20 protein-coding genes are annotated in these 22,374 nt (G+C 38.2%); 16 read left to right on the plus strand and 4 right to left on the minus strand.

The features are described 5' to 3' along the window. Nucleotides 1-272: 272 nt before the first annotated feature. The 4 genes from BAOM_RS02240 to BAOM_RS02255 all read left to right on the plus strand — a co-directional run bounded on the left by BAOM_RS02240 (nucleotide 273) and on the right by BAOM_RS02255 (nucleotide 6,022). Nucleotides 273-1,646: an amino acid permease gene (locus tag BAOM_RS02240; RefSeq protein ID WP_127758873.1), complete on the plus strand. Its 1,374-nt coding sequence runs from the start codon at nucleotides 273-275 to the stop codon at nucleotides 1,644-1,646. Nucleotides 1,647-2,161: 515 nt separating this feature from the next. Then, on the plus strand, nucleotides 2,162-4,054 hold the full coding sequence (locus tag BAOM_RS02245; protein ID WP_127758874.1) for an OPT family oligopeptide transporter: 1,893 nt from the start codon (nucleotides 2,162-2,164) through the stop codon (nucleotides 4,052-4,054). Then, nucleotides 4,044-4,400, plus strand: coding sequence for a PqqD family protein (locus BAOM_RS02250; RefSeq protein ID WP_127758875.1), 357 nt, complete (start codon nucleotides 4,044-4,046; stop codon nucleotides 4,398-4,400). Before BAOM_RS02245 ends, BAOM_RS02250 begins: the two co-directional genes overlap by 11 nt. 230 nt (nucleotides 4,401-4,630) lie before the next feature. Then, complete coding sequence (locus tag BAOM_RS02255) at nucleotides 4,631-6,022, plus strand: L-cystine transporter (RefSeq protein ID WP_127758876.1); 1,392 nt, start codon at nucleotides 4,631-4,633, stop codon at nucleotides 6,020-6,022. 136 nt (nucleotides 6,023-6,158) lie between these two features. Here BAOM_RS02255 and BAOM_RS02260 read toward each other — a convergent pair whose 3' ends face one another. The 4 genes from BAOM_RS02260 to BAOM_RS02275 form a co-directional block, all read right to left on the minus strand. Continuing rightward, the gene (locus BAOM_RS02260) at nucleotides 6,159-6,827 is read right to left on the minus strand and encodes a Crp/Fnr family transcriptional regulator (RefSeq protein WP_127758877.1); all 669 of its coding nucleotides are present in this window, start codon (nucleotides 6,825-6,827) and stop codon (nucleotides 6,159-6,161) included. A 71-nt stretch (nucleotides 6,828-6,898) separates the two neighbouring features. Continuing rightward, on the minus strand, nucleotides 6,899-7,528 hold the full coding sequence (locus tag BAOM_RS02265; RefSeq protein ID WP_127758878.1) for a Crp/Fnr family transcriptional regulator: 630 nt from the start codon (nucleotides 7,526-7,528) through the stop codon (nucleotides 6,899-6,901). A 178-nt stretch (nucleotides 7,529-7,706) separates the two neighbouring features. Further along, nucleotides 7,707-8,342: a Crp/Fnr family transcriptional regulator gene (locus BAOM_RS02270; RefSeq protein WP_127758879.1), complete on the minus strand. Its 636-nt coding sequence runs from the start codon at nucleotides 8,340-8,342 to the stop codon at nucleotides 7,707-7,709. Between the two features lie 164 nt (nucleotides 8,343-8,506). Continuing rightward, nucleotides 8,507-9,145 (minus strand): Crp/Fnr family transcriptional regulator, encoded by a 639-nt coding sequence (locus BAOM_RS02275; RefSeq protein ID WP_127758880.1) that lies wholly within the window; start codon nucleotides 9,143-9,145, stop codon nucleotides 8,507-8,509. 501 nt (nucleotides 9,146-9,646) lie between these two features. On the opposite strand from BAOM_RS02275, the gene BAOM_RS02280 reads away from it, so the two are divergent. The 12 genes from BAOM_RS02280 to BAOM_RS02340 all read left to right on the plus strand — a co-directional run bounded on the left by BAOM_RS02280 (nucleotide 9,647) and on the right by BAOM_RS02340 (nucleotide 22,365). Further along, entirely contained in the window at nucleotides 9,647-11,401 is a 1,755-nt protein-coding gene (locus BAOM_RS02280; RefSeq protein WP_127758881.1) for a thiamine pyrophosphate-requiring protein, read from the plus strand. A 358-nt stretch (nucleotides 11,402-11,759) separates the two neighbouring features. Continuing rightward, nucleotides 11,760-13,253, plus strand: a complete 1,494-nt coding sequence (locus BAOM_RS02285; RefSeq protein ID WP_127758882.1) for an aldehyde dehydrogenase family protein — start codon at nucleotides 11,760-11,762, stop codon at nucleotides 13,251-13,253. Between the two features lie 328 nt (nucleotides 13,254-13,581). Then, on the plus strand, nucleotides 13,582-14,376 hold the full coding sequence (locus BAOM_RS02295) for a cyclase family protein (RefSeq protein ID WP_127758884.1): 795 nt from the start codon (nucleotides 13,582-13,584) through the stop codon (nucleotides 14,374-14,376). Between the two features lie 234 nt (nucleotides 14,377-14,610). Further along, nucleotides 14,611-15,705, plus strand: coding sequence for an LLM class flavin-dependent oxidoreductase (locus BAOM_RS02300; protein ID WP_127758885.1), 1,095 nt, complete (start codon nucleotides 14,611-14,613; stop codon nucleotides 15,703-15,705). Nucleotides 15,706-16,293: 588 nt separating this feature from the next. Next, nucleotides 16,294-17,034, plus strand: coding sequence for a sulfite exporter TauE/SafE family protein (locus tag BAOM_RS02305; RefSeq protein WP_127758886.1), 741 nt, complete (start codon nucleotides 16,294-16,296; stop codon nucleotides 17,032-17,034). Between the two features lie 280 nt (nucleotides 17,035-17,314). Continuing rightward, on the plus strand, nucleotides 17,315-18,790 hold the full coding sequence (locus BAOM_RS02310; protein ID WP_127758887.1) for a 4-hydroxyphenylacetate 3-hydroxylase family protein: 1,476 nt from the start codon (nucleotides 17,315-17,317) through the stop codon (nucleotides 18,788-18,790). 25 nt (nucleotides 18,791-18,815) lie between these two features. Further along, nucleotides 18,816-19,349 (plus strand): FAD synthetase family protein, encoded by a 534-nt coding sequence (locus BAOM_RS02315; RefSeq protein WP_373995314.1) that lies wholly within the window; start codon nucleotides 18,816-18,818, stop codon nucleotides 19,347-19,349. Nucleotides 19,350-19,448: 99 nt separating this feature from the next. Next, nucleotides 19,449-19,985, plus strand: a complete 537-nt coding sequence (locus BAOM_RS02320; RefSeq protein ID WP_127758888.1) for an NADPH-dependent FMN reductase — start codon at nucleotides 19,449-19,451, stop codon at nucleotides 19,983-19,985. A gap of 89 nt (nucleotides 19,986-20,074) precedes the next feature. After that, nucleotides 20,075-20,266 carry a 2-hydroxymuconate tautomerase gene (locus BAOM_RS02325; protein WP_127758889.1) on the plus strand — a complete coding sequence of 64 codons (192 nt, stop codon included), beginning with the start codon at nucleotides 20,075-20,077 and terminating at the stop codon, nucleotides 20,264-20,266. A gap of 94 nt (nucleotides 20,267-20,360) precedes the next feature. Next, complete coding sequence (locus tag BAOM_RS02330; protein WP_127758890.1) at nucleotides 20,361-20,909, plus strand: 3-hydroxyanthranilate 3,4-dioxygenase; 549 nt, start codon at nucleotides 20,361-20,363, stop codon at nucleotides 20,907-20,909. Further along, entirely contained in the window at nucleotides 20,900-21,904 is a 1,005-nt protein-coding gene (locus BAOM_RS02335; protein WP_127762416.1) for an amidohydrolase family protein, read from the plus strand. Before BAOM_RS02330 ends, BAOM_RS02335 begins: the two co-directional genes overlap by 10 nt. Beyond that, a complete protein-coding gene (locus BAOM_RS02340) occupies nucleotides 21,904-22,365 on the plus strand; it encodes a RidA family protein (protein WP_127758891.1) in 462 nt (153 codons plus the stop codon). Before BAOM_RS02335 ends, BAOM_RS02340 begins: the two co-directional genes overlap by 1 nt. Nucleotides 22,366-22,374 lie beyond the last annotated feature (9 nt).

Genomic DNA, 22,374 nt, shown 5'->3' on the forward strand with positions numbered 1-22,374 from the left:
TGTTCAGTATGTAGTGCAATTCATTTTGATATAAAAAAGAAGCAGGAAATCTTTAAAATTTCCTGCTTCTTTTACATGGAACTTCGATAATTGTCTAACGATCTATAGGCACTTTACTAATGGAAAGCTTAACTAATATTATTTATATTACAAATAGTAAAAAAACTATTTGTGAAAATCCTTTTTTTAGTATAATAGATTAGTGCAAACGCTTTCTGTTGTGCTTGTAACATACAGATTAGGCATTGACTACTAAAGCAAAGGAGAACGGTATGAAAAACAGTGTAGAAGAGTCACAATTACATAGAGGATTAGAACAAAGACATATTACCTTAATGTCACTGGGTGCGGCGATTGGTGTAGGCCTTTTTCTTGGATCTGCCGATGCCATTAAGCTTGCAGGTCCCAGTATTCTACTAGCTTATGCTTTAGGCGGTCTAGTCATTTATATTATTATGCGAGCGCTCGGGGAAATGGCAATTAAAAATCCGGTGGCTGGCTCATTTAGCCGCTATGCTAGAGATTACATAGGACCGCTTGCTGGATTTATTACTGGCTGGAATTATTGGTTCTTATGGATTGTTACGTGTATGGCGGAAATCACAGCCGCCGGAATCTATATGCAGTTCTGGTTCCCTGGTACACCGCAATGGGCTTGGGCTCTAGGAGCGTTAGTCATTATGGCGTCTGTGAATTTCTTAGCAGTTAAAGCTTATGGTGAATTAGAGTTTTGGTTTGCATTAATAAAAATCGTTACCATTATATTTATGATTGTTCTTGGATTAGGAATCATTCTTTTGGGAATTGGAAATGGTGGAGTAGCCATTGGTTTTGGGAACCTATTTGAACATGGCGGTTTCTTCCCAAATGGATTTAGCGGCTTATTGATGTCCTTCCAAATGGTTATGTTCGCTTATTTGGGAGTTGAAATGCTTGGGATAACTGCTGGAGAAGTTAAAGATCCGAAAAAAGCGTTGTCACGTGCAATTAATACGGTATTCTGGCGTATTTTGATTTTTTACGTTCTTTCACTGACGGTAATCATGTCGATTTATCCTTGGGACGAGATAAGTCCTAAACAAAGCCCATTTGTTATGACATTTGAACAGATTGGGATTAAAGAGGCCGCTGGAATCATTAATTTTGTTGTTTTGACTGCTGCCCTTTCTTCTTGTAATAGCGGAATCTTCAGTACAGCAAGAATGTTATTTAATCTCGCTCAGCAAAATGAAGCACCTAAAAGCTTTGGTCGCACAACTAAAAGGGGCATCCCAGGAATTGCGATTATCGCATCCGCAGTTGCTTTATTGATAGGTGTTTATTTGAATTATATTGTGTCGGAAAAGGTATTCGTTTGGGTAACGAGTATTGCTACATTCGGAGCTATTTGGACATGGGCGACGATTTTAATCTCCCACCTTCGTTATAGAGGAAAGATGGCAAAAGAAGAAAAGAAGCGGTTGGAGTACAAAATGCCGTGGTTCCCATTCAGTTCATATTTTGCCCTTGCCTTTTTAGCACTTGTCGTTGTTCTGCTGGCGTTTTCTAAAAATACAATAATTGCCCTGATTGTTGGACCAATTTGGATTATCTTGCTTGTAGCATGCTATTATGGATTTAGGTTGAATAAAAAAGTATCAAAATGAAAAAGGCGTATAGAAGCTAGTGATTGTCATTAGTTTTCTATACGTTTTTTGTTGTTTTTATTTTTATCCCACACTTAACGGGCAGTAAGACCCCCACCTCAAGTTTATGAGAAAACAAAGAAGATAGGTGGAGGACAACTGCCCGTAAAGGTCCGATTGGTTCAACTAACCATCAGTGGGGGATGAAGGAACCCCCCACTGATGGAAGTTTCACTTTATACATAAAGGTTGCTAGATGAGAGAAAATAGAACAACTTGTTGTATTTTAGTGGGGAGCATTCTATACAGCTGAAGGAAATGATAGCAATGAGTGGCTTTGTATACAAGCGAATTAGTCAGTCTATATGGATAGGTATATGAACTATACACTTAATTATATCGATAAAATAATTTATCAGTTTGAATTTTCGTTATTGTACGAATAAAGTGGAAAATCCGTTGTGTTTGTAAGTTATTAAATTACAGTGATATAATATTATGCGTGATTTTATAAGTGAATATAGGAAGTGAATAAGTTGTCAAATAATTCGAAAGAGAGTAAATTTGTACCTTATGTACCCGCATCTAAATCTCTTCCAGAATTAACGGTTACGGCTATTGTTCTTGGGATTATTCTTGCGATTGTATTTGGTGCAGCGAATGCCTACTTAGGTTTGCTTATTGGTTTAACTGTATCTGCTTCGATTCCCGCAGCAGTTATTTCGATGGCGATTTTAAGAGGGATTTTTCGTAGAAAATCAATTTTAGAAAATAATATCGTACAAACGATGACAACTGCTGGGGAAGCAGTTGCTGCCGGTGCTGTATTTACTATTCCGGCACTATTCTTGTGGGATATGGAGATTACGCAAGGGTTTATTATTTTCATTGTATTAACCGGAGGGTTTTTAGGCGTCTTTATGATGGTGCCTCTTCGTCAGCTTTTAATTGTAAGAGAGCATGAAACATTACCTTATCCTGAAGGGACAGCGTGTGCTGAAGTATTGAAATCAGGTGAAAAGGGTGGAACGAGTGCTAAATTAATTGGGATCGGTTTAGTAATCGGCGGGGTTATTAAAGCGCTTGGCGATGGATTTAAACTGTTTAAAACAGAAGTGGAAACAGGGATTACGAATTTTAAAAATGCAGTAGTAGGACTCGATGCCTTTCCGGCTCTTTTAGGAGTAGGCTATATTATTGGTCCTCGTGTTGCGGGACAAATGCTTGGTGGCGGATTGCTTGCTTGGATTGTCATTATACCGATGATTAGTTTCTTTGGAGGTAGTAGTGCGATCGCTATTTTCCCTTCTGATGTACCAATTGGTGAATTAGATGCATGGGGGATTTGGGATTCCTATATCCGCTATATCGGGGCCGGAGCTGTAGCAACGGGTGGATTAATTACGCTTGTTAAAACGTTACCGATTCTATTTAGTTCTTTGTTTGCTACTGCGAAAAGTTTACAAGCTAATAAAGGAAAATTGACAGCAGGTCCTCTTCGTACGGAACAAGATATGCCAGCAAAATATGTTTGGTTGGGAACAATTATTGTCATTTTAGTTATTGCTTTTAGCCCTCTAACAGATGTAGGGATTATTGGGGCAGTTGCCATTGCTATTTTTGGATTTTTATTTGTAACGGTTGCTTCTCGAGTTGTTGGGGTTGTTGGGAGTTCATCTTCTCCTGTATCTGGAATGACCATCGCTACTTTATTAATTGTTGCTGTTACATATAAAGCAACTGGTTTTACGGGGACAAGTGGTATGATCGCTGCCATTACAGTTGCAGCTATCATCTGTACAGCACTTGCGGTAGCGGGGGATATCTCACAAGATTTAAAGACAGGTTATATTGTAGGTGGAACGCCATGGAAACAGCAAATCGCTATGATGATTGGAGTTTTGGCTTCTGCTTCTGTTATTGGGTTTATTTTAATTCTTATGGATAGAGCCTACACGATGGGTTCTGCAGCACTTCCTGCACCGAAGGCAGCCCTTATGAAAATCTTGGCTGAAGGTGTTCTTGGTGGAGACTTACCATGGACGTTAATCTTTATTGGTGCAGCTATTGCGATTACATTAGAATTTTGCGGGTTAAATTCATTAGTTGTAGCAGTTGGTATCTACTTGCCAGTTCATACGAGTGCGCCGATTATGATTGGTGGATTTGTCCGTTACTTTGTTGAACGTCGTGCGAAAACAGAAGAAGTACGTAAAGAACGTGTAGATAGAGGAACATTATTTGCTTCAGGTTTAATTGCTGGAGAATCGTTAGTTGGTGTTCTGATTGCAATTTTAATTGCGTTTGGTCTTCAAATGCCGGATGCCGTTGTGATTGCAAGTGATTTATTCCCATTCTTATTATTCCTTGTGCTCGCCGGAGTGCTTTGGTATATATCGAATAAAGGGAAAAAACGAAATGTTTCATAAGCGCCAATCTGAAAAGAGGAACCTGTTAACAATGGTTCCTCTTTTAAAAGAAAGCGTTAGCCTAGAACGAGATAATGTTAAAGGGAGTTATTTAATCATTCAGCGGACAAATGCTTTGGAACGATTTTCTATTCGTTTCTTCAAACAGCCTGCTGTTCGTCGAATTAAGCTTGATCAATTCGGGGCTTTTGTTATTCAGCAAATCGAACAACGTAAAAATGTCCATGATATCTCTGAAGCGATGATTGCTCATTTTGGAGAAGCGGCTGAACCAGCCCTACCACGCCTAGCTAAATTTCTAGAAATCCTTGAAGTGCAAAATTGGATTACATGGGAGTCACAGTGACTTTAGGTGTTGTGGATAAACTGTGGGTAAATTAAAGAGGATATACATTCAAACCCTTGTAAGGAGTGCTTTCTGCAAGGGTATTTTTTATTTAAAGAATAGAAGGAGGAAGTATTCACAAACTAATAATGTGTTCACAGTGACAAAAAAACAATAATATAGTAATATATAAAAACCGACTTAACACATAAGTTTAAAATATATTTTAAAAATGAAAGGAAATTGTGGATATGACAGGGTTTGTTTTATTTAACGTTGCTATAATGCTAATATTTATTCTTGTTCTATTTATTATGCAGAGAAAACATATTTCGTTTACAAAAAGGGTGTTTACAGGCTTAGGAATTGGGGTTATTTACGGATTTATTCTTCAATATTTCACTGAACCTGATTCAGAAGCGCTGCTTACGACCGTTGATTGGTTCAATCTTGTCGGTAGCGGTTATGTGAAGTTTTTACAAATGATTGTTATGCCGCTTGTATTTATTTCGATTTTATCGGCGTTTACAAAATTAAAACTGACTAACAATATTGGAAAGATTAGTTCGTTGATTCTTGCAATTTTAATTGGAACAACAGCGGTTGCAGCTGCTGTAGGAATTACAGCTACGTTTGCTTTTGATTTAGAAGCTGTTCAAATTGAACAAGGTGAAGCAGAAAATGTACGAGGCGTAGAGCTTGAAGAGAAATATGGTACGACTGTGGAAGGGAAAACGATGCCGCAGCAAATTCTTGAACTCATTCCGGCGAATCCATTTTTGGATTTAACAGGAGCTCGTCCAACATCGACTATTTCAGTTGTGATTTTCGCTGCCTTCCTAGGCTTTGCTTACCTTGGTGTGAGAAGAAAACAACCGGAACAAGCGGAGTTATTTGCTAAAATTGTCGAGGCATTTTATTCGATTATTATGAGAGTCGTGACATTAATTTTACGATTAACTCCATACGGAATTTTAGCGATTATGACTAAAACGGTGGCAACAAGTAACCTTGATGCAATCGTTAAACTAGGTAAATTCGTTGTTGCTTCTTATGCGGCTTTACTTGTGATGTTCCTCATCCACTTGATTTTACTAGCCATCGGTGGGTTAAGCCCGATGAAGTACTTGAAGAAAGCTTTCCCAGTTCTTGTGTTTGCTTTTACTTCTAGAACAAGTGCAGGAGCACTGCCAATGAACATTAAAACACAGAAACAAATGGGTGTTTCAGATGGGATTGCGAACTTCTCAGGATCATTTGGTTTGTCTATTGGACAAAATGGCTGTGCGGGTATTTATCCAGCGATGCTTGCTATTATGGTTGCTCCGACTGTTGGAATCGATCCGTTCACACCATCGTTTATTGCGACCGTCATTGTAGTCGTTGCCATTAGTTCATTTGGTGTTGCAGGCGTTGGTGGAGGGGCAACTTTTGCAGCTCTTCTCGTACTATCGGCATTAAACTTACCTGTTGCTTTAGCTGGCTTATTAATTTCGGTGGAACCGCTAATTGATATGGGACGCACTGCTTTGAATGTCAGCGGAAGTATGACATCAGGTGTACTGACTAGTCGCATAACTGGCGATTTAGATAAGGAAAAATATAATTCTGAAGCGGAAGCATTAGAAGCAGATATTATTTGAATTTGGGAGAACTTGGATTAAATCCAAGTTCTTTTAGAGGTCCTACCACATCGCTAGCAAGCTAAGGTGAATTTGTACTCAAAATGAAGAAAATGCTACTTTTTCTGTAGAATTATATAGAAAGGGTAGCATTTTTTTATTGTTTTTGAGATGAGGATAGTATGAGCATGTCCAAGTTTGGCAAATTTTTTATATCAGAGCGTTGGATTTCTCTAATCTTATTTATATCAATAATATCAATTGTTTGACTAGAGAGTTTGATTATATCGTTTTTAACCCATTTTTGGATAATTTTATTTACGGTAATGCGGGACGTACCAACGTAACGGGCAAATGCTGTTTGATTAATAGCAAACTTACCGTTTTCGTTAACAAGCTTTAATAAGTAGTGTGCCATTTGCTGTTCAATAGGGCTATCAAGCAAAGTAATTATTTCTGCCAATAATCTAAATTTATAAATTAGGGAATTTGTAAATATGGTTGCTGCATTTGGGTGCTCTTTACATACTTTTAGTAATGCTTCATCGGAGAAATAATACAAAACAGAAGGGGAGGCTGTAATAGCGGTAGTGGAATAGGGTTCGTTATTAATTCCATTTTCCCCAAATAACATACCTTCCGGAACATAATTAACAGTACGCTCTTCTCCTTTATCGGATAGAATAGTAATTTGTATTTCTCCATTGCTTAAGTAATAAAACCCTTTTCCGTCCTCTCCCTGGTGATAAATAACTGTATTTTCTTTCACCTTAATCAATTGTCCATATGTCAAAAATGGACTCCATGTATAACGAAGATTTAACATTCTATCACCATTCCTGATAAATAATATGTTTTTTCTTAAAGGTATATTTATTAGATTTAAAGCACCATCTTCTATGAATTAATAACATAGTTTTTTAACAGATCGGGATCTTTAATTAAAAGCTTTCGACTTTGTATTTCGATTAAATTTTCTTCCTGCCATTGTTTTAATATTTTATATATAGTTATCCGTGTCAAGCCTGTACACATTACGAGATCTTTTTGGGTTAGATGAACTTCATAATCTTTAAAATCATAACAAATATTTAGAAGTATCAAGGCAATTTGACTCTCTGCAGAGTGAGAATTCAAATTAATTAGCCCAGCAAGCCCGTGTATTTTTTGTATTACTGTTTTTGTAAAAAGTTTTAAAAACTTTGGTTGTAACCTTATGAGTTCTTTAAACTTCTTATAAGGAAAGTAATAGAGTATGGAGTCTTTCGCTGTTACAGCCGTTGTAAAGTGAACTTGTTGATCCATGGTTTGAACACCTAATAGTTGACCAGGAACGACAATGTTTAACATACGGTCTTTTTCCTTTGTTGTTGAGGTACTAACTTTAATTAAGCCCTTATGAACATAATAAAAACCATCTCCAATAGTATCTTGTTTATATACCACTGTTTTTTCCTTGAAAAATTGTCTGATTCCAAATTCTAAATAATTTTCCCAATTTATGTAAGTGTATTGGAAAATAATCATAGTAATCACTCCTAGAATAGTAATTTTCAATGAATAGTTTTTGATGGAATCTTGAAAATATTATCAATGCCCCTAGTAGTAGCATTAGTTTTAAATAGCATGCAAGTAAATGATTATGAAATGGACTAGTAAAATTGTATTTCTAATTTAGATATACGATGTAATTATTTGGTGATTTCTATTGTGTGTATTTATTTAGGATATCAGGCCTGAGGATGATAAACCTTCCTCTATTAACATCAATCAATTGATCATATTTCCATTTCTTAATAATTTTATAAATAGTGATTCGAGTCAAACCTGTATAATCAGCCAATTCCTGTTGAGTAAGGCAGATTTCATTCGTTTGTAAGGAAACCATCAGCTGAAGAAGTGAAAAAGCTACTTGGTGTTCAGATGTAACCGTTTTCAAATTTATTCCGTCCAATAACGTTTGTACTTTTTGAATAGCTGAGTTAGCAAAAAGAAGAACGAAATCAGGGTACTTTTTCATTAAATCCTTGTATTTATCAAATGAAAAATAATAGACGACTGAGTCTTTCATGGCTATGGCCGAAGAAAAGTAAGGTATTTGGTCGATTGCTTGCTCACCAATCAAGAATCCTGATCCTTTAATATCTAGAATTCTTTCTCCTCTCTCTGAAGTAGGCTTTATAATTTTGATTAGTCCTTTACTTATATAATAAAAACCTTTTCCCTTATCACCTTGCTTATATAGAATTGATTTTCTTTTTAGGAAGTGCCTTTCCCCATATTTTAAAAAGGACTCCCAGGAATGTAAGCTCAAGCTTTTTTGTTGCGGGATGGCATGCATCTATATAACCTCCTTAGTCTGTTGTTTCAGAACTGTTATGTAAGATTTAGGGCAATAATAAATAATTATTAAATTATAATAAGTTGGATTTTTTGTAACAATATGGATTTTTGGTGGAATATCACGGTATAAAAAGGAATCAGGATTCGATAGAGAAATTTGCTTTAAAAAGATACTATGGAATCATTCTTAAAAATAGATTCAATTTGCTTGATATCAAGAAGGTATATGGATCGATTGCCGATGTCAATTAAATCCTTTTTACGCCACTGTTGCAGGACCCTATAGATACTGGTACGAGAAGCTCCAGTGTATTGGGCTAGAGAAGTTTGACTTATGGGTATTAGGGAACTTCCGTATTTGTTGTAAAGCTTATGCAGAAAATGTGCCATTTGCAGTTCCACGGAGCTGTTTAATAAGGAGACGGTTTCTGCAAGTAAACGAATCTTTTGAATCAGCGAATTCATAAACAGTGTTTCTATATCTCGGTGCTCTTTGCAAATTTTCTGGAAGGTTTCGTTTGAAAAGTAATAAAGGACGGACTTTGTTTCAGTAATGGCAGTTGTCATATAGGGCTTTTCTACAATTCCCTGCTCACCAACCAGAAAACCTTCAGGAATATAGTCGACGATTCTCTCAAATCCTTGATTAGAAAGAGTTTTAATGTTTATATTACCTTCAGCTAAATAATAAAAACCTTTTCCACGCTCCCCTTGCTGATATAATAGGTGATTTTTTTTAAGGTCACGCTTTTGACCATAGATTAGATAAGGTTTCCATTGATATCGAAGTAGGTATTCCATTTCTTCACCCTTTCGAAAGAAAATTAAGGAAAATGATTGATGTAATTAACAGAAAATATAGAATAATAATGAGAAATTATATTGTATTTTAATTTTTTTTTCAAGAACGTATTTTATCATAGCAAAAAATTCCGGATATTGGAAATCTATAAATCTTGGACATACTGATACTTTTATTCTAAAAAAGGGCATGATCAGTATGGGAAATCAAAATTCGTTCAAATGGGAACACCGGCGACTCACAGGTGCATATTCAAAATTTAATTTTTAAAAGAGGTTGAACGCTTAAAGTAGACTTTTACTTAAGGGCTCAGCCTCTCTTTCATTTAGATAAAGATCAATAATAAAGTGCACAATGAGGCGGAATAACTTTTTTGAATATTTGTTAACCATGCAATATATTTAATCACTAACTCACTTTAAAATGAAGGTGTAAAAAGATAGATAAGTTGTAAGGTAATAGAAATTTCATTAAGGAACTAATATTAAGGGGGTTTTGTATTGTATACAACTGGCACTGCATTTTTAGAAGCATTACAAGAAGCGGGTGTTTCCTATATCTTTGCTAATTTAGGGAGTGATCATCCAGCTATCATCGAAAGTTTGGCAGTAGCTAAAAAAGAAAATAAGAAATTACCAACTGTTATCACGTGCCCTCACGAATTTGTAGCTTTAAGTGCTGCGCATGGTTACGCCCAAGCGACGGGTGAACCTCAGGCAGTAATGGTTCATGTGGAGTGCGGAACGCAAAACCTAGGGGGAGCGATCCATAACGCAGCTAAAAGTAGGGTTCCTGTTTTAATTTTTGCTGGTGCATCTCCATACACACAAGAAAATGAGCTAGCCGGAAGCCGGAATGAATTCATCCACTGGATTCAAGATGTTTTTGATCAACGCGGCATTGTACGTGGGTATACAAAATATGATAACGAAATTAGAACAGGTGCCAATGTGAAGCAGCTTGTTTATCGTGCTCTGCAAATTGCGAAAAGCGATCCGATGGGACCAGTTTATTTGATGGGCCCTCGGGAAGCTATGGAAGAGAAGGTTGAACCTGTCACTATTAATAGCGAACTTTGGAAACCTATCTCACCAGGGGCAGTTCCGCCGCAAAATATTGCAGAATTAGCTAATGATTTGTTATCAGCCAAAAATCCACTTATTGTAACATCCTATCTGGGTAGAAATACTGAAGCTGTCGGAGAACTTATCCGTTTAAGTGAATATTTAGCAATTCCTGTTATTGAATCGATACCACATCATATGAATTTTCCAGCTAACCACCCAATGCATTGTGGTTCCTATTGGAATACTGCGAAGCAGAACGAATTGCTTGCTGAAGCAGATTTTGTACTTGTATTAGATAGTGATGTTCCATGGATACCAACGAAAAACAAGCCGTCGGATGAAACAACTATATATTATATAGACGTCGATCCGTTAAAGGAACAAATGCCTTTGTGGTATATACCTTCAAAGCGTTTCTTTAAAGCTGACTCATATATAGCTCTTCAGCAGATAAATCAATACCTAGAAGATAATAGCGCAATAGATAAAGACAGGGTATCGAAGCGCTGGGAAAAATTATCTGATATTCATGATCGACAGAATGAAGAAAAATACCGTATCGAACAAGCAGAGAGCGATGTCATTACACCAGAGTATCTGACAGCTTGTGTTAGAGAAGTTATCGATGAAAATACGATTGTTTTGAATGAAGGTATTACAAATTATGGAGTAATTTCTAATCATATTGGAGTAAATACACCAGGCTCTTATTATGGAAGTGGTGCCGGTTCTTTAGGATGGAATGGTGGCGCAGCAATAGGAATGAAATTAGCTAAGCCTGACAAAACGATTGTCAGTCTCACTGGGGACGGTTCATATTTTTTTAGTATTCCTTCTACTGTGCATTGGATTGCTAAACGATATAACACCCCATTTTTACAGGTCGTCTACAATAATTCTGGCTGGAAGGCACCAAAACTTTCAACTTTAGGTGTTCATCCGCATGGTGTTGCCAATGAAACGGAACAGTTTTGGGTGAATTTTGATCCACCATCCGATTTATCTAAAATCGCTGAGGCCGCCGGTGATGCTCATCCAATAAAGGTAAAACAACGATCAGAACTAAAAGATGCTCTAAAAGAAGGAATGAAACTTGTTAAAGAGGGTCGTTCTACTGTAATAGATGTTTGCATTCCTCATGTTTATTCAAATGAAAATAAAAAAGTGAAAATGGAAATAGGAAAATGAGTATTAAAACAAATATTTTAGGTGAAATGCTAAATGGAGCCATTAGCAAGCGAATAGAGATTATTGATCTGCCCTAGATTTTCAATGATGAAACACCTTGTGATGAAGCCGCCAGAATCATTTTAGAATACGGCAGGATTTAAGTTTAAGCAATTGTCAAAATACAATGAAAAGGAACCAATTTTTTATTGTAATGACTCTGTAACGGGTGAACATTGCGGAACTCATTTTGACGTACCAATCGTTGAATCTCTGTAGAGATCATGATGGAGGAGATTCGATGCCGATGATTTTTGTAATAGTCAAGCTATAAATATTTTATTGATATATCATAAATTGTAAATTGGGGGTAGATTTAATGGAAACTACTAGTCAAAAAACTGTTATAGACCTTAAGCTCGATGAAAGCTACGGCCCATTTATTAATGGTGAATTCGTAGAACCATCCAATGGCTATATTGATGCTATCAACGCAGCAAACGGGGAATTACTTTCGAAAATTGCCAGAGGAGGAAAAGAAGATGTTGGCCTTGCTGTAAAAGCTGCCAACGAAGCGTTTGAAGGTTGGTCTAATACTCCTATTGAAGAGCGCTCGGCTTTACTTCATAAAATTGCTAATGTACTCGAAGCAAACCAAGACCGTCTGAAAAAGATTGAATGTTTAGACACAGGCCGCCCTATTCACGAATTCGACCTGGATTATCAGCTTGCTATTTATCAATTCCGTTATTTCGCTTCTGCCATTTTAACTTATGAGGGTGCTTCTAGATCCGTTCAGAACGGCCAACTGATTGTTAAGAAAGAGCCTCTTGGTGTTTGTGCGCAAATCATTCCTTGGAATGTACCAATGATTATGGTTTCCTTTAAACTGGCTCCGGCGCTTGCTGCAGGTAACACAGTAGTATTAAAGCCTGCAGAAGATGCAAGCCTATCCACTATGGAATTCGCTAAACTGCTACAAAAAATTCTACCAAAAGGGGTAGTTAACATTGTTCCAGGTTATGGTACAGAAGCAGGGCAAGCACTTATCGATCATCCGGATGTACATAAGCTTGCCTTCACAGGAAGTGTTGGTGTAGGACGCTTGGTTGGTAAAACAGCTGGGGAAAGAATCTTGCCCGTAACACTGGAACTTGGCGGTAAAGCACCACACATTGTTTTCCCAGACGTAGATATTGATCGTGCTGTGGAAAACGCGACACTCGGGTACACTTTCTTTAACGGACAAAGCTGTATTCTTGGAACGCGTCTCTTTATCCATGATGATATCTATGATGAGTTCGTTGAAAAATTAATTGCAAGAGCAAAAGAAGTTAAAATTGGTGATCCCATGGATCCATCCACAAGAGTAAGTTCTCTCATTAATGATAAACAAGGAAAGCGTGTTCTCGGATATTTTGATATCGCAAAGGAAGAAGGAGCTAAAATTCTTTACGGAGGCAAACGTGTCACTGTTCCGGGTAACGAACATGGATATTTTATTGAACCAACCATCATTGAAGCTACAAATGACATGAGAATTGCTCAAGAGGAAATTTTTGGGCCTGTAGCTACTGTTACGCGTTGGAGCGATGTAGATGATGTCATCAAGATGGCAAATGATGTTGACTACGGTCTTGCGGCTGGTATCATGACTGACAACCTCGAAAACGCTTTAAAGACTGCGAATAAACTACAGGCAGGAAGTGTTTGGATTAACCAATACTTTAACTTTCAGTCCGGTGCATCATTTGGTGGCTTTAAGAACAGTGGTGTTGGAAGAGAATATAGTAAAGAAGCATTGGATAACTATACTCAATCGAAGACGATTGTTGCGGCATACAATTTGCCACCAGCTGGATTTTATAAATAATCAAAATTATTGAGAAAAAAGTTGAAAGTTGTAGAGCGAGGATTTAGCGAGGTTTGTATAATCAGATGATTAAAAAGATATTAGTGTCCCTCGACTACTTCAAAAATCGAACTGTCGCTTAAAGAACTTATGTTTGAATAAAAAGTTAGTTCTCATCATTAATCTTTGCTACGATAATGAATCTTACATGAATACTGGTGTTCAACGAAGCGGGACAACTCCTAAATGGTCTTGGACACAGATGACCCCACTTGGAAATAATAGTAACGGTAAATCGCAAAATGGAAATAGAGGGGAAAATTTAAAGTTGTTAAAAGGGGAATAAAGAATGCCTTTAAAAGTTAATGATACGCTGAAGGATTTAATATCAAATATTGTAACCGGTGATATTGAAGTCGTTGATCTGTCTCAAGAGCTAAACGAAGAAACCCCAGTTATTGCGTTACCAGAGCCTTTTAAAACTACAGGCGGCTTTAAGTATAATCGTTTATCAAAGTATGATGAAGATGGACTAGGATGGTATTGGAATGACTTCGTAGCCGGGGAACATGTTGGTACACACTTCGATGCGCCAAATCATTGGGTTTCTGGAAAAGGAAAAAATGGTGTGGATACCATGCCGGTGAAAAATATGATAGCTGAAGCTTGTGTCATCAATGTAACACAGGAAAGCTTCAATAATGCAGACTACTGCTTAACTATTGGAGATATTCTTGCCTATGAAGAAAAGTTCGGAAAAATTCAGCCACATTCATGGGTCATCATGCACACTGGGTGGGGAAATTATTCAAAAGACCATGAAAAATATTTTAATGTAGGCGAGGATGGAATGTCTCATACCCCTGGTATTGGAAAAGAAGCATCAATTTTCTTAGCAGAAGAACGTGATGTGCTAGGTGTAGGGGTAGAAACGGTAGGAACAGATGCCGGGATTGCAGCTACGTTTGATCCAATGTTTCCTAATCACCATTATATGCATGGAGCAAATAAATACGGATTAGCGCAGTTGGCAAACGTTGATAAACTTCCAGCAAGAGGAGCTGTTATTATTACTAATCCTCTTAAAATCACAGGAGGAAGTGGTAGCCCCCTTAGAGTAATTGCGTTAGTACCTAAAAATTGATTTAGTGGGTTTAGCATAGAAAAACTATGGAAAGCACAAAGTCGAATTAAACTTACACCCTAAAAAGAAAAGGGTTGTAAGTTTAATTTACTGAAAATTCTGTGTTTTAGGCGTTGTTTCATTTCATCCATAAAAGAAGTCTCTATCTTCCATAGGAAGCGGTAGAGATTTCCTTGGATGACAGATCAAAACAACGCGTGACTATAATTAATGTTAAAAATAGGGGGAATATCAATGAGCAATACAATCAATACAATGTTTAAAAAAGACCGTTTCCTACTCGGCACCTTTGCTACCAATTGCTCTGGGGGCATGACAGTTACTAAGATACCGGAGCGGTGGGAAAACTCATGGGAGAACAACCTTAAGCTGGCGAAGATGCTAGATGACGCGGATATCGACTTTATGCTGCCGATTGCGCGTTGGATCGGCTATAGAGGCGAGACCGACTTTCATAGTTCTGTACTTGAACCAATCGCTTGGGCAGCTGGTCTTTTGGCGCAAACCCGAAATATCTCGATCTTTTCGACAATCCATACGGTCGCTAACCATCCGGTTGTAGTGGCCAAACAACTCGCTACCCTGGACCAGATCGGACAAGGACGTGCTGGTCTAAACATCGTTGCCGGTTGGAACGAGCCGGAATATCAAGCACTAGGCCTGAATTTACCTAACGATCACGAAACTCGTTACGCCTATGCACAAGAGTGGTTCAACATTGTTAATAAACTCTGGAAAGAAGAGAGCCGCTTTGACTGGAATGGCGACTATTTCAAACTCAAGCAGGTGAAGGGCGAACCACGTCCCGCCGGCGATATACCGATACTAAATGCTGCTGGGTCTAGCCAGGGGCGCGAATTCGCGGTCCGCAACGCTAACTTCTTGTTTACTCCGACAATCGACGTGTCGCGATCTAAAGACGAGGTCTCCGATCTGAAGGCTCAGGCGACGCGCTCTGGTCATAGCGTTGATGTCCTTACCTTTTCACACGTTGTTTGTCGCCCTACTGAAGAAGAGGCGCTCAAGTTTTTGGAGCACACCGCCAAGACCAATGCTGACTGGGAAGCCGTAGATAACCTCGTCAGGCTGCAGTTCGCCCATGCTCATTCATTTCCTCATGATCTGTTAGCATTAATCCGTGATCGTTTTGCTTCTGGACACGGTGGGTTTCCGTTGGTTGGCACACCGCAGCAAGTGGCAGACGGGATTATCTCACTAGCCGAGGCCGGCTTTCGGGGAACTACGCTATCCTTTGTTGATTACAACGCTGAGTTTCCTTATTTCCGCGACACGGTATTGCCGATCCTAGCCCAACGCGGTTTGCGTTGAGTCTAGGTTAAACCTTCCGGATATGTGTTGGAAAGCGGGAAGTCTTTCCTTATACCACACATCCTCACAATACAAAGCGAAAATAATTATCTGTACTTTGCAGACAGTCATTAGAAAGGCTGTTAGTAAAGTCCTCCTTTTCCTGTAAAGAATGGTACTAGCATAAAGGACAGGAGGTGAAACATGGCGATGACACGTATTCGAAGCACAAGGTAAAAAACAGCACCAATAGTCACTTGCCTCCTTTTGTTGCCTTTCTCATAAACTATCTAGCACTGTGCCGAATAGTTACGATTATATTAACTTTGTTATGTTTTCTTACGAGGAATTACTTAGAGTTTAATAGTTTGATGAAGAATTTTCTTCAAACATAATTGGGAGCGCTTTCTTTTCGGGTGTTTGATTAATGATCTTTTTTAAGTTAGGACTCTTTTATGGCAGCGACGAAAAAGCTTTTTTAATGTTAAATACTTTACACTAGTTTAAGTATAAATTTATTTAAGATTAATAATAGATTCATACTTTTCTGAAAAGTATGAATCTATTTGTGATACTATCAAAAAGTTTAAGGTGAATGGAGGGGCTCAGTTGGCTATTATTTTAACGATGGTTGCATTGGGGACCTTACTTGGGTTTGTCGGTGCGGGCGGGGCTGGATTCATTATAGCTATTTTAACGTTAGTTTTTAAAGTTCCCATCTATCAAGCATTGGGGACCTCTCTAGCGGCCATGATTTTTACTAGTTTGTCAGGTGCTTATAGCCATTTTAGGGAAGGAAATGTTGTGCTCAAGGTCGGTTTGATCACAGGTGGATTTGGGGCCTTAGGGGCTTTTATGGGATCCAAAATCGCTTTTATCTTTCCAAGTTACATTTTACCGTGGTTGACGGCAGGTATGTTATTCCTGTCATCCTTCTTGCTGTTAACTCGTTTATTCATGGTGAAAAATAGGAAGGAAAATCCAAATGGGAATTTCTCTTTCCTTTTAGGTAGGGCGGCAGTATTAGGAGGAATTTTCGGAATAGTATCCGGAACAGTTGGAATTGGTTGTGCTCCTTTTATTCAAATTGGCTTATACACGCTGCTAGGACTATCGATTCGTCAATCAGTAGGCACTACGATGTTAGTGATTGTTCCAATTGCAATAGGGGGAGGAGTCGGGTACATCTCGGAAGGGTATTTGGATTTAATATTATTGTTTCAAGTTTTAGTAGGAACCATTTTTGGAGCCTATGTAGGAGCAAAATTTACAAACTTCGCACCCCAATCATTTTTGAAAGTGACAATGGTCGGAACTCCTGTATTAGCTGGATTTTTACTGTTAATTTAGCATGGATGCCTTTTTTAACATTTTTTTAGGAATATATAAAAAATTCAAAAAATGTTAAATGGTTTACAGGGATACAACTGATTTGGGCTTATTATCAACTAAAGAGATTGAATCAATAACGATGATATTCAAAATAACTTTGAGGGAGAGTGATAAAAAATTAAAGAAATACATGTCGATGAAGTCCATCGTGTTTTAGAAATGGGTAGATAGTGAAGATATGCTAATGAAAACCAAAAGGTATCAATGCTATTAAATACGCATATAAGGAGAAATGATTATGGGAATCCGTACAGGTGCTCAATATATAGAGGCAGTAAAGGCAAGAAAACCTGAAATTTGGATGGCGGGGAAAAAGGTTGAAAGCGTGTTAGATGACCCAGTATTAAAACAGACAGTACTTGAAATCGCCAAGCTATATGATATGCAACATGATCCGGAATATCAAGATAAGATTACTCATATCTGTGAAGAAACTGGAGAAAGAGTGAACAATGCGTTTTTGGTTCCAAAAAACTATGAAGACTTAACTAAGCGTAGAGCAGCGTTTGAGGCCTTCGCAAAGGCTACTTTTGGTTTAATGGGAAGATCTCCAGACTTTTTAAATGTGGTAATTACTTCTTTGTACAGTAATGCTAACTTTTTTGAAAAGTACAATCAGCAGTGGGCTGAAAATATGCGCAATTACTATCGACATGTTCGCGATAATGATTTGTTTTTAACGCATGCCATTATCAATCCTCAAAATGACCGAAGCAAATCCTCTCATGAGCAACAGGATATGTTTTCTCATTTAGGAGCTGTTGAAGAGACGCCTGAAGGACTTATTGTGAGAGGTGCTAAATTTTTGGCTACACTTGCTCCTATAACAGATGAGGTTATTATTTATACCTTCCCAGGATACAAACCGGGTGATGAACGTTATGCGCTATCATTTGCACTTCCAATTGATACACCAGGACTTCGAATTATTTGCCGCGAACCGATGCAAGATGGGAAGCGTCCATTATTTGACCATCCATTGGCATCACGCTTTGAAGAAATGGATGCTCTGTTAGTCTTTAAAGATGTTTTAGTTCCTTGGGATCGAGTGTTTATTTATAACAATATTGAGGCTGCAAACCTTCTTTATCCCAAAACGGGAATCGCCCTGCAACCTGCTCATCAATCAGCAGTGAGAGGGCTCTTGAAAATTCAATTTGCTACCGAAGTAGCATGCAGGTTAGCTGACTCAATCGGAGTAGATACATTTTTACATGTACAGGAAAAACTTGGTGAGTTAATCCAAGCTGTGGAATCTATTAGAGCATTAATGCTTGTTGCTGAGCATGAGTATGAGATTACACCAGAGGGTGAGGCTATTCCGAATTGGGTACCTCTTGAAACAATTCGAGGTTTCTTGCCGACGATGTATCCCCGTGCGATTGAACTGATGCAAACAATAGGGGCTGGCGGATTATTGTTGAGTCCAACTGGTGCTGATTTTGAAGATCCAGAGCTGAGAGAAGATATGGATCGCTATTATGTAGGAAGAGCGGGAGTTTCTGCAATCGATCGTGTAAGCGTATTCAAACTTGCTTGGGATTTGTGCGGGGAAGCGTTTGGACAACGTTTACTCCAATATGAACGTTATTATACAGGTGATCCGATACGGAAGAAAGCCATTTTTTATAATACAATTAAACGTCAACGTACGTTTGACATGGTTGATGAAGCATTACAAGTTAGCAAGTTGGAAGAACTAATAAACAAGTAATACTTTGGTTTTATGTAAGGAGGAGGTGGAGGATATAGAAACACATGCAGAAGGAATGTTAACACTGCCAAGCTCGGTCATAGCAATTGGCGCGTTCGATGGGGTTCATCAAGGGCATCAAGCTGTGATTAGAGAAGCTGTGAAAAGAGCTAAGATTCTAGGAGTACCAAGTTTGATATATACATTTGATCCCCCTCCTCGATTTTATTTTCAAGGGGTTCGTATTTTAACTACGGTTGAAGAGAAACTGGTCTTATTAGATAAGTTAGGGGTCAATCATGTTGTGATTGCACGGTTTGATGAATTTTACACAATGCGTCCCCCTATAGATTTTATTGAAGATTTAAAGAAATTTAGTCCAGTAGAAATCATAGTAGGAAGTGACTTCCGATTTGGAGGAAATCGAGAAGGAGATATTCAACTACTTGAACAGTATTTCCAGGTTCGAGTTAATCAGCCTGTTTGTTGCTCAAAGGGTAAGGTTATTTCGTCTACCAGAATACGAAAACTGATATCAACAGGAAACATTCAAGAATCCCTTTCTCTGTTGGGACGGTAACGGAATGAGACGAAGGAACATTATGCTCTGTCTCCCCCCCGGATGGCGATAACAGATGGATACCTAAGGGGAGTGTAGGGCGTTCAAGGAGGATCTCAAATGAAATTATTAGGAATATCTGGAACTGTTATTGGGGCGAAAACATGCGTTGTTGTACAGAAGATTTTAGAGGAAGTTAAAAAAACACATCCGGAAGTTGACGTGGAATTGTTGGACTTGAGAAATTACTCTGTTTCCTTGTGTGATGGACGTGACCTTTCCAGTTATTCGGATGATACAAAAAAGGTTGTTGACATTGTTTCGTCTGCTGATTTCTATATTATCGGTACCCCGATATTTCAAGGCTCTCTCTCTGGGGCGCTTAAAAACTTGTTTGACTTGGTGCATCCGCAAATTCTACGCAATAAAGTAATGGGGTTTATTGCTACAGGTGGAACTTATCAACATTACTTAGTGATTGAAAATCAATTAAAACCAATTGCTGGTTATTTTCGGGCCTTCGTAGCACCGGGCTCTGTTTACGCTCATACCGACCATTTCAATAAGCAGAATGAAATAGTGGATGAAGAAGTATTAAGCAGAATTTCGGATTTGGCAAAAGAAGTAGTCTTTATGCAAAAAGCATTAAAAGCCTAAGTAATGAAACAGTATATTGGGAAATCCTTTTCACCCGTAGTCTGGATGATAAAAATTTATTTTTATAATTCTTTATAGGGAGTACTTCAATGCCTATCGTTGAAATGAAAATTATAGAGGGTCGAGATCAAGAAATAAAAAACCGCTTGATTGAAAATGTAACACAAACGGTATCTGAAACGTTAGGGGTATCCCCCGAAAGTATTAGGATTTTAATTCATGAAATTCCATCAATACATTGGGCCATTGGGGGAGAAACGGTTCAAAAAAGAAGAGGGTAATGGTGACAAATTTAAATAAGGCGATATGGATCTTAAGCTCTCACAAAAATCAAACAATGAAACAATAAAAAACATATATGGAGTGATTAAAACTATGAGTACTTTGAATAAAACTTTTAATACCATTAATTTATGGAAATTTATTGAGGAAAATAAAGATCAACTTAAACCTCCAGTGAATAATAAAGTGATTTGGAAAGATGCAGAATTGATGGTTCAAGTTATTGGGGGCCCGAATAAACGACGTGAATTCCATGTAGACCCATCAGAAGAAATTTTCTATCAGCTAAAGGGGGATTGTTATGTAGAAATCATCAATGAAGAAGGGAAGAGGGAGGTAATAACTGTAAAGGAAGGAGAGTTATTTTGGCTTCCTCCAAATGTTCCCCATTCTCCGCATAGGGTTGCTGATACTATTGGTATTGTAATAGAACGTAACAGGGCAAAAGGAGAGAGTGAGGACTTTGTCTGGTTCTGCGATAAGTGTGATCATGAGATGCATCGAGTAAATGTTCAGCTAACCAATATTGAAACGCAAGTGAAAGAAGCAATTAATGGATTTAACAGTAGCCTTGAACTCCGGACATGTAAAAATTGTGGACATGTTATGTCGACGGAAGCAGGGGAATGGAAATGCGAGTAGATTTTCATACACATATTATTCCAGAGAGTATTCCAGATTTCTTAAAAAAATTTCAAGGAGATCGATGGCCTGTCCTACAACGAACTTGTTCCTGTGGAGCCAATATTATGGTTGCGGGAAAAGTTTTTCGAGAAGTGACAGATCAAGTTTGGAGCCCTGAAAAGCGAATTCAAGACATGGAACGAGAAAAGGTGGATATGCAGGTTTTATCCCCTATTCCTGTAACATTTTCTTATTGGGCGCCTGCTGAAGAAGCGGAAATTATGGCCCGTATTCAAAATGACTTTATCGCAGAAACAGTAAATCAGTATCCAACAAAATTTATTGGACTAGGTACGGTCCCATTGCAAAATGCAACTCTTGCTATTCGAGAGATGGATCGCTGTATTCACGAGTTGGGCTTAAAGGGGATTGAAATTGGAACTAATGTAAATGGAAAAAATCTAGATGATCCTTCATTAGTTGAATTTTTTGAAATGTGTGAGAAGTGGGAGGTTCCTCTATTTGTTCACCCATGGGAGACGTTAGGAGGAGAAAGAATGCCCCGTCACAATTTAATGTACACGGTCGGCATGCCTAGTGAAACGGCCCTAGCAGCAGCTAGTTTAATATTGGGCGGTGTGATGGAGAAGTTTCCTAGGTTAAAAATTTGCTTTTCTCACGGCGGAGGATCTTTCCCATTCATTCTTCCTCGATTAGATAAAGGGTGGCAAGTATGGCCGCATTTACGACTAATCGACAAACCTCCAAGTTATTATGCCAAGAAGTTTTATTTTGATTCGATTGTAAATGATCCAGTGAATATCAAATATCTCGTTGAAAATTTTGGACATGATCGAGTGATTATGGGGTCGGATTACCCATTCTTACTTCGAGAAGTTCCACCGGGCCAGGTTATTGACGATGCCATGGCACTCACTTCAGAACAAAAGCTAGCTATGCTTGGAGAGAATGCTCTTAAATTTTTAAATATGGAAAAAGCGGTGATTAAATAATGAAAAACCAAACGATGACACCTGAAGAAAGATTGGAAGAACTAGGATTAGTACTACCTGCACCGCGTCAAGCGGCTGGGAACTATGTCAGCTGTGTACGGACAGGAAACTTGATTTTTACGTCTGGACAAGGTACCGATGAGTATCGCGGCAAGCTCGGTAAGGATGTAACGATTGAAGTTGGATATGATGCTGCTAAGCAGTGCATGATGAATCTCTTGACAGTCGTAAAACAAGAGATCGGGGAACTAAGTAAAGTAAAACGCATTGTTAAAATATTAGGGTTTGTGAATAGTACTCCTGATTTTACTAATCAGCCCCAAGTAATGAATGGTGCTTCAGATTTGTTGGTAGAAGTATTCGGCGAGAAAGGGAAACATGGAAGATCGGCTGTTGGAATGGGCCAACTCCCACATAATAATGCGGTCGAAGTGGAAATGATCTTAGAGATAGAGGAATAGGAGGATACA

The sequence above is a fragment of the Peribacillus asahii genome, from assembly GCF_004006295.1.
Taxonomy (GTDB): Bacteria; Bacillota; Bacilli; order Bacillales; family DSM-1321; genus Peribacillus; species Peribacillus asahii_A.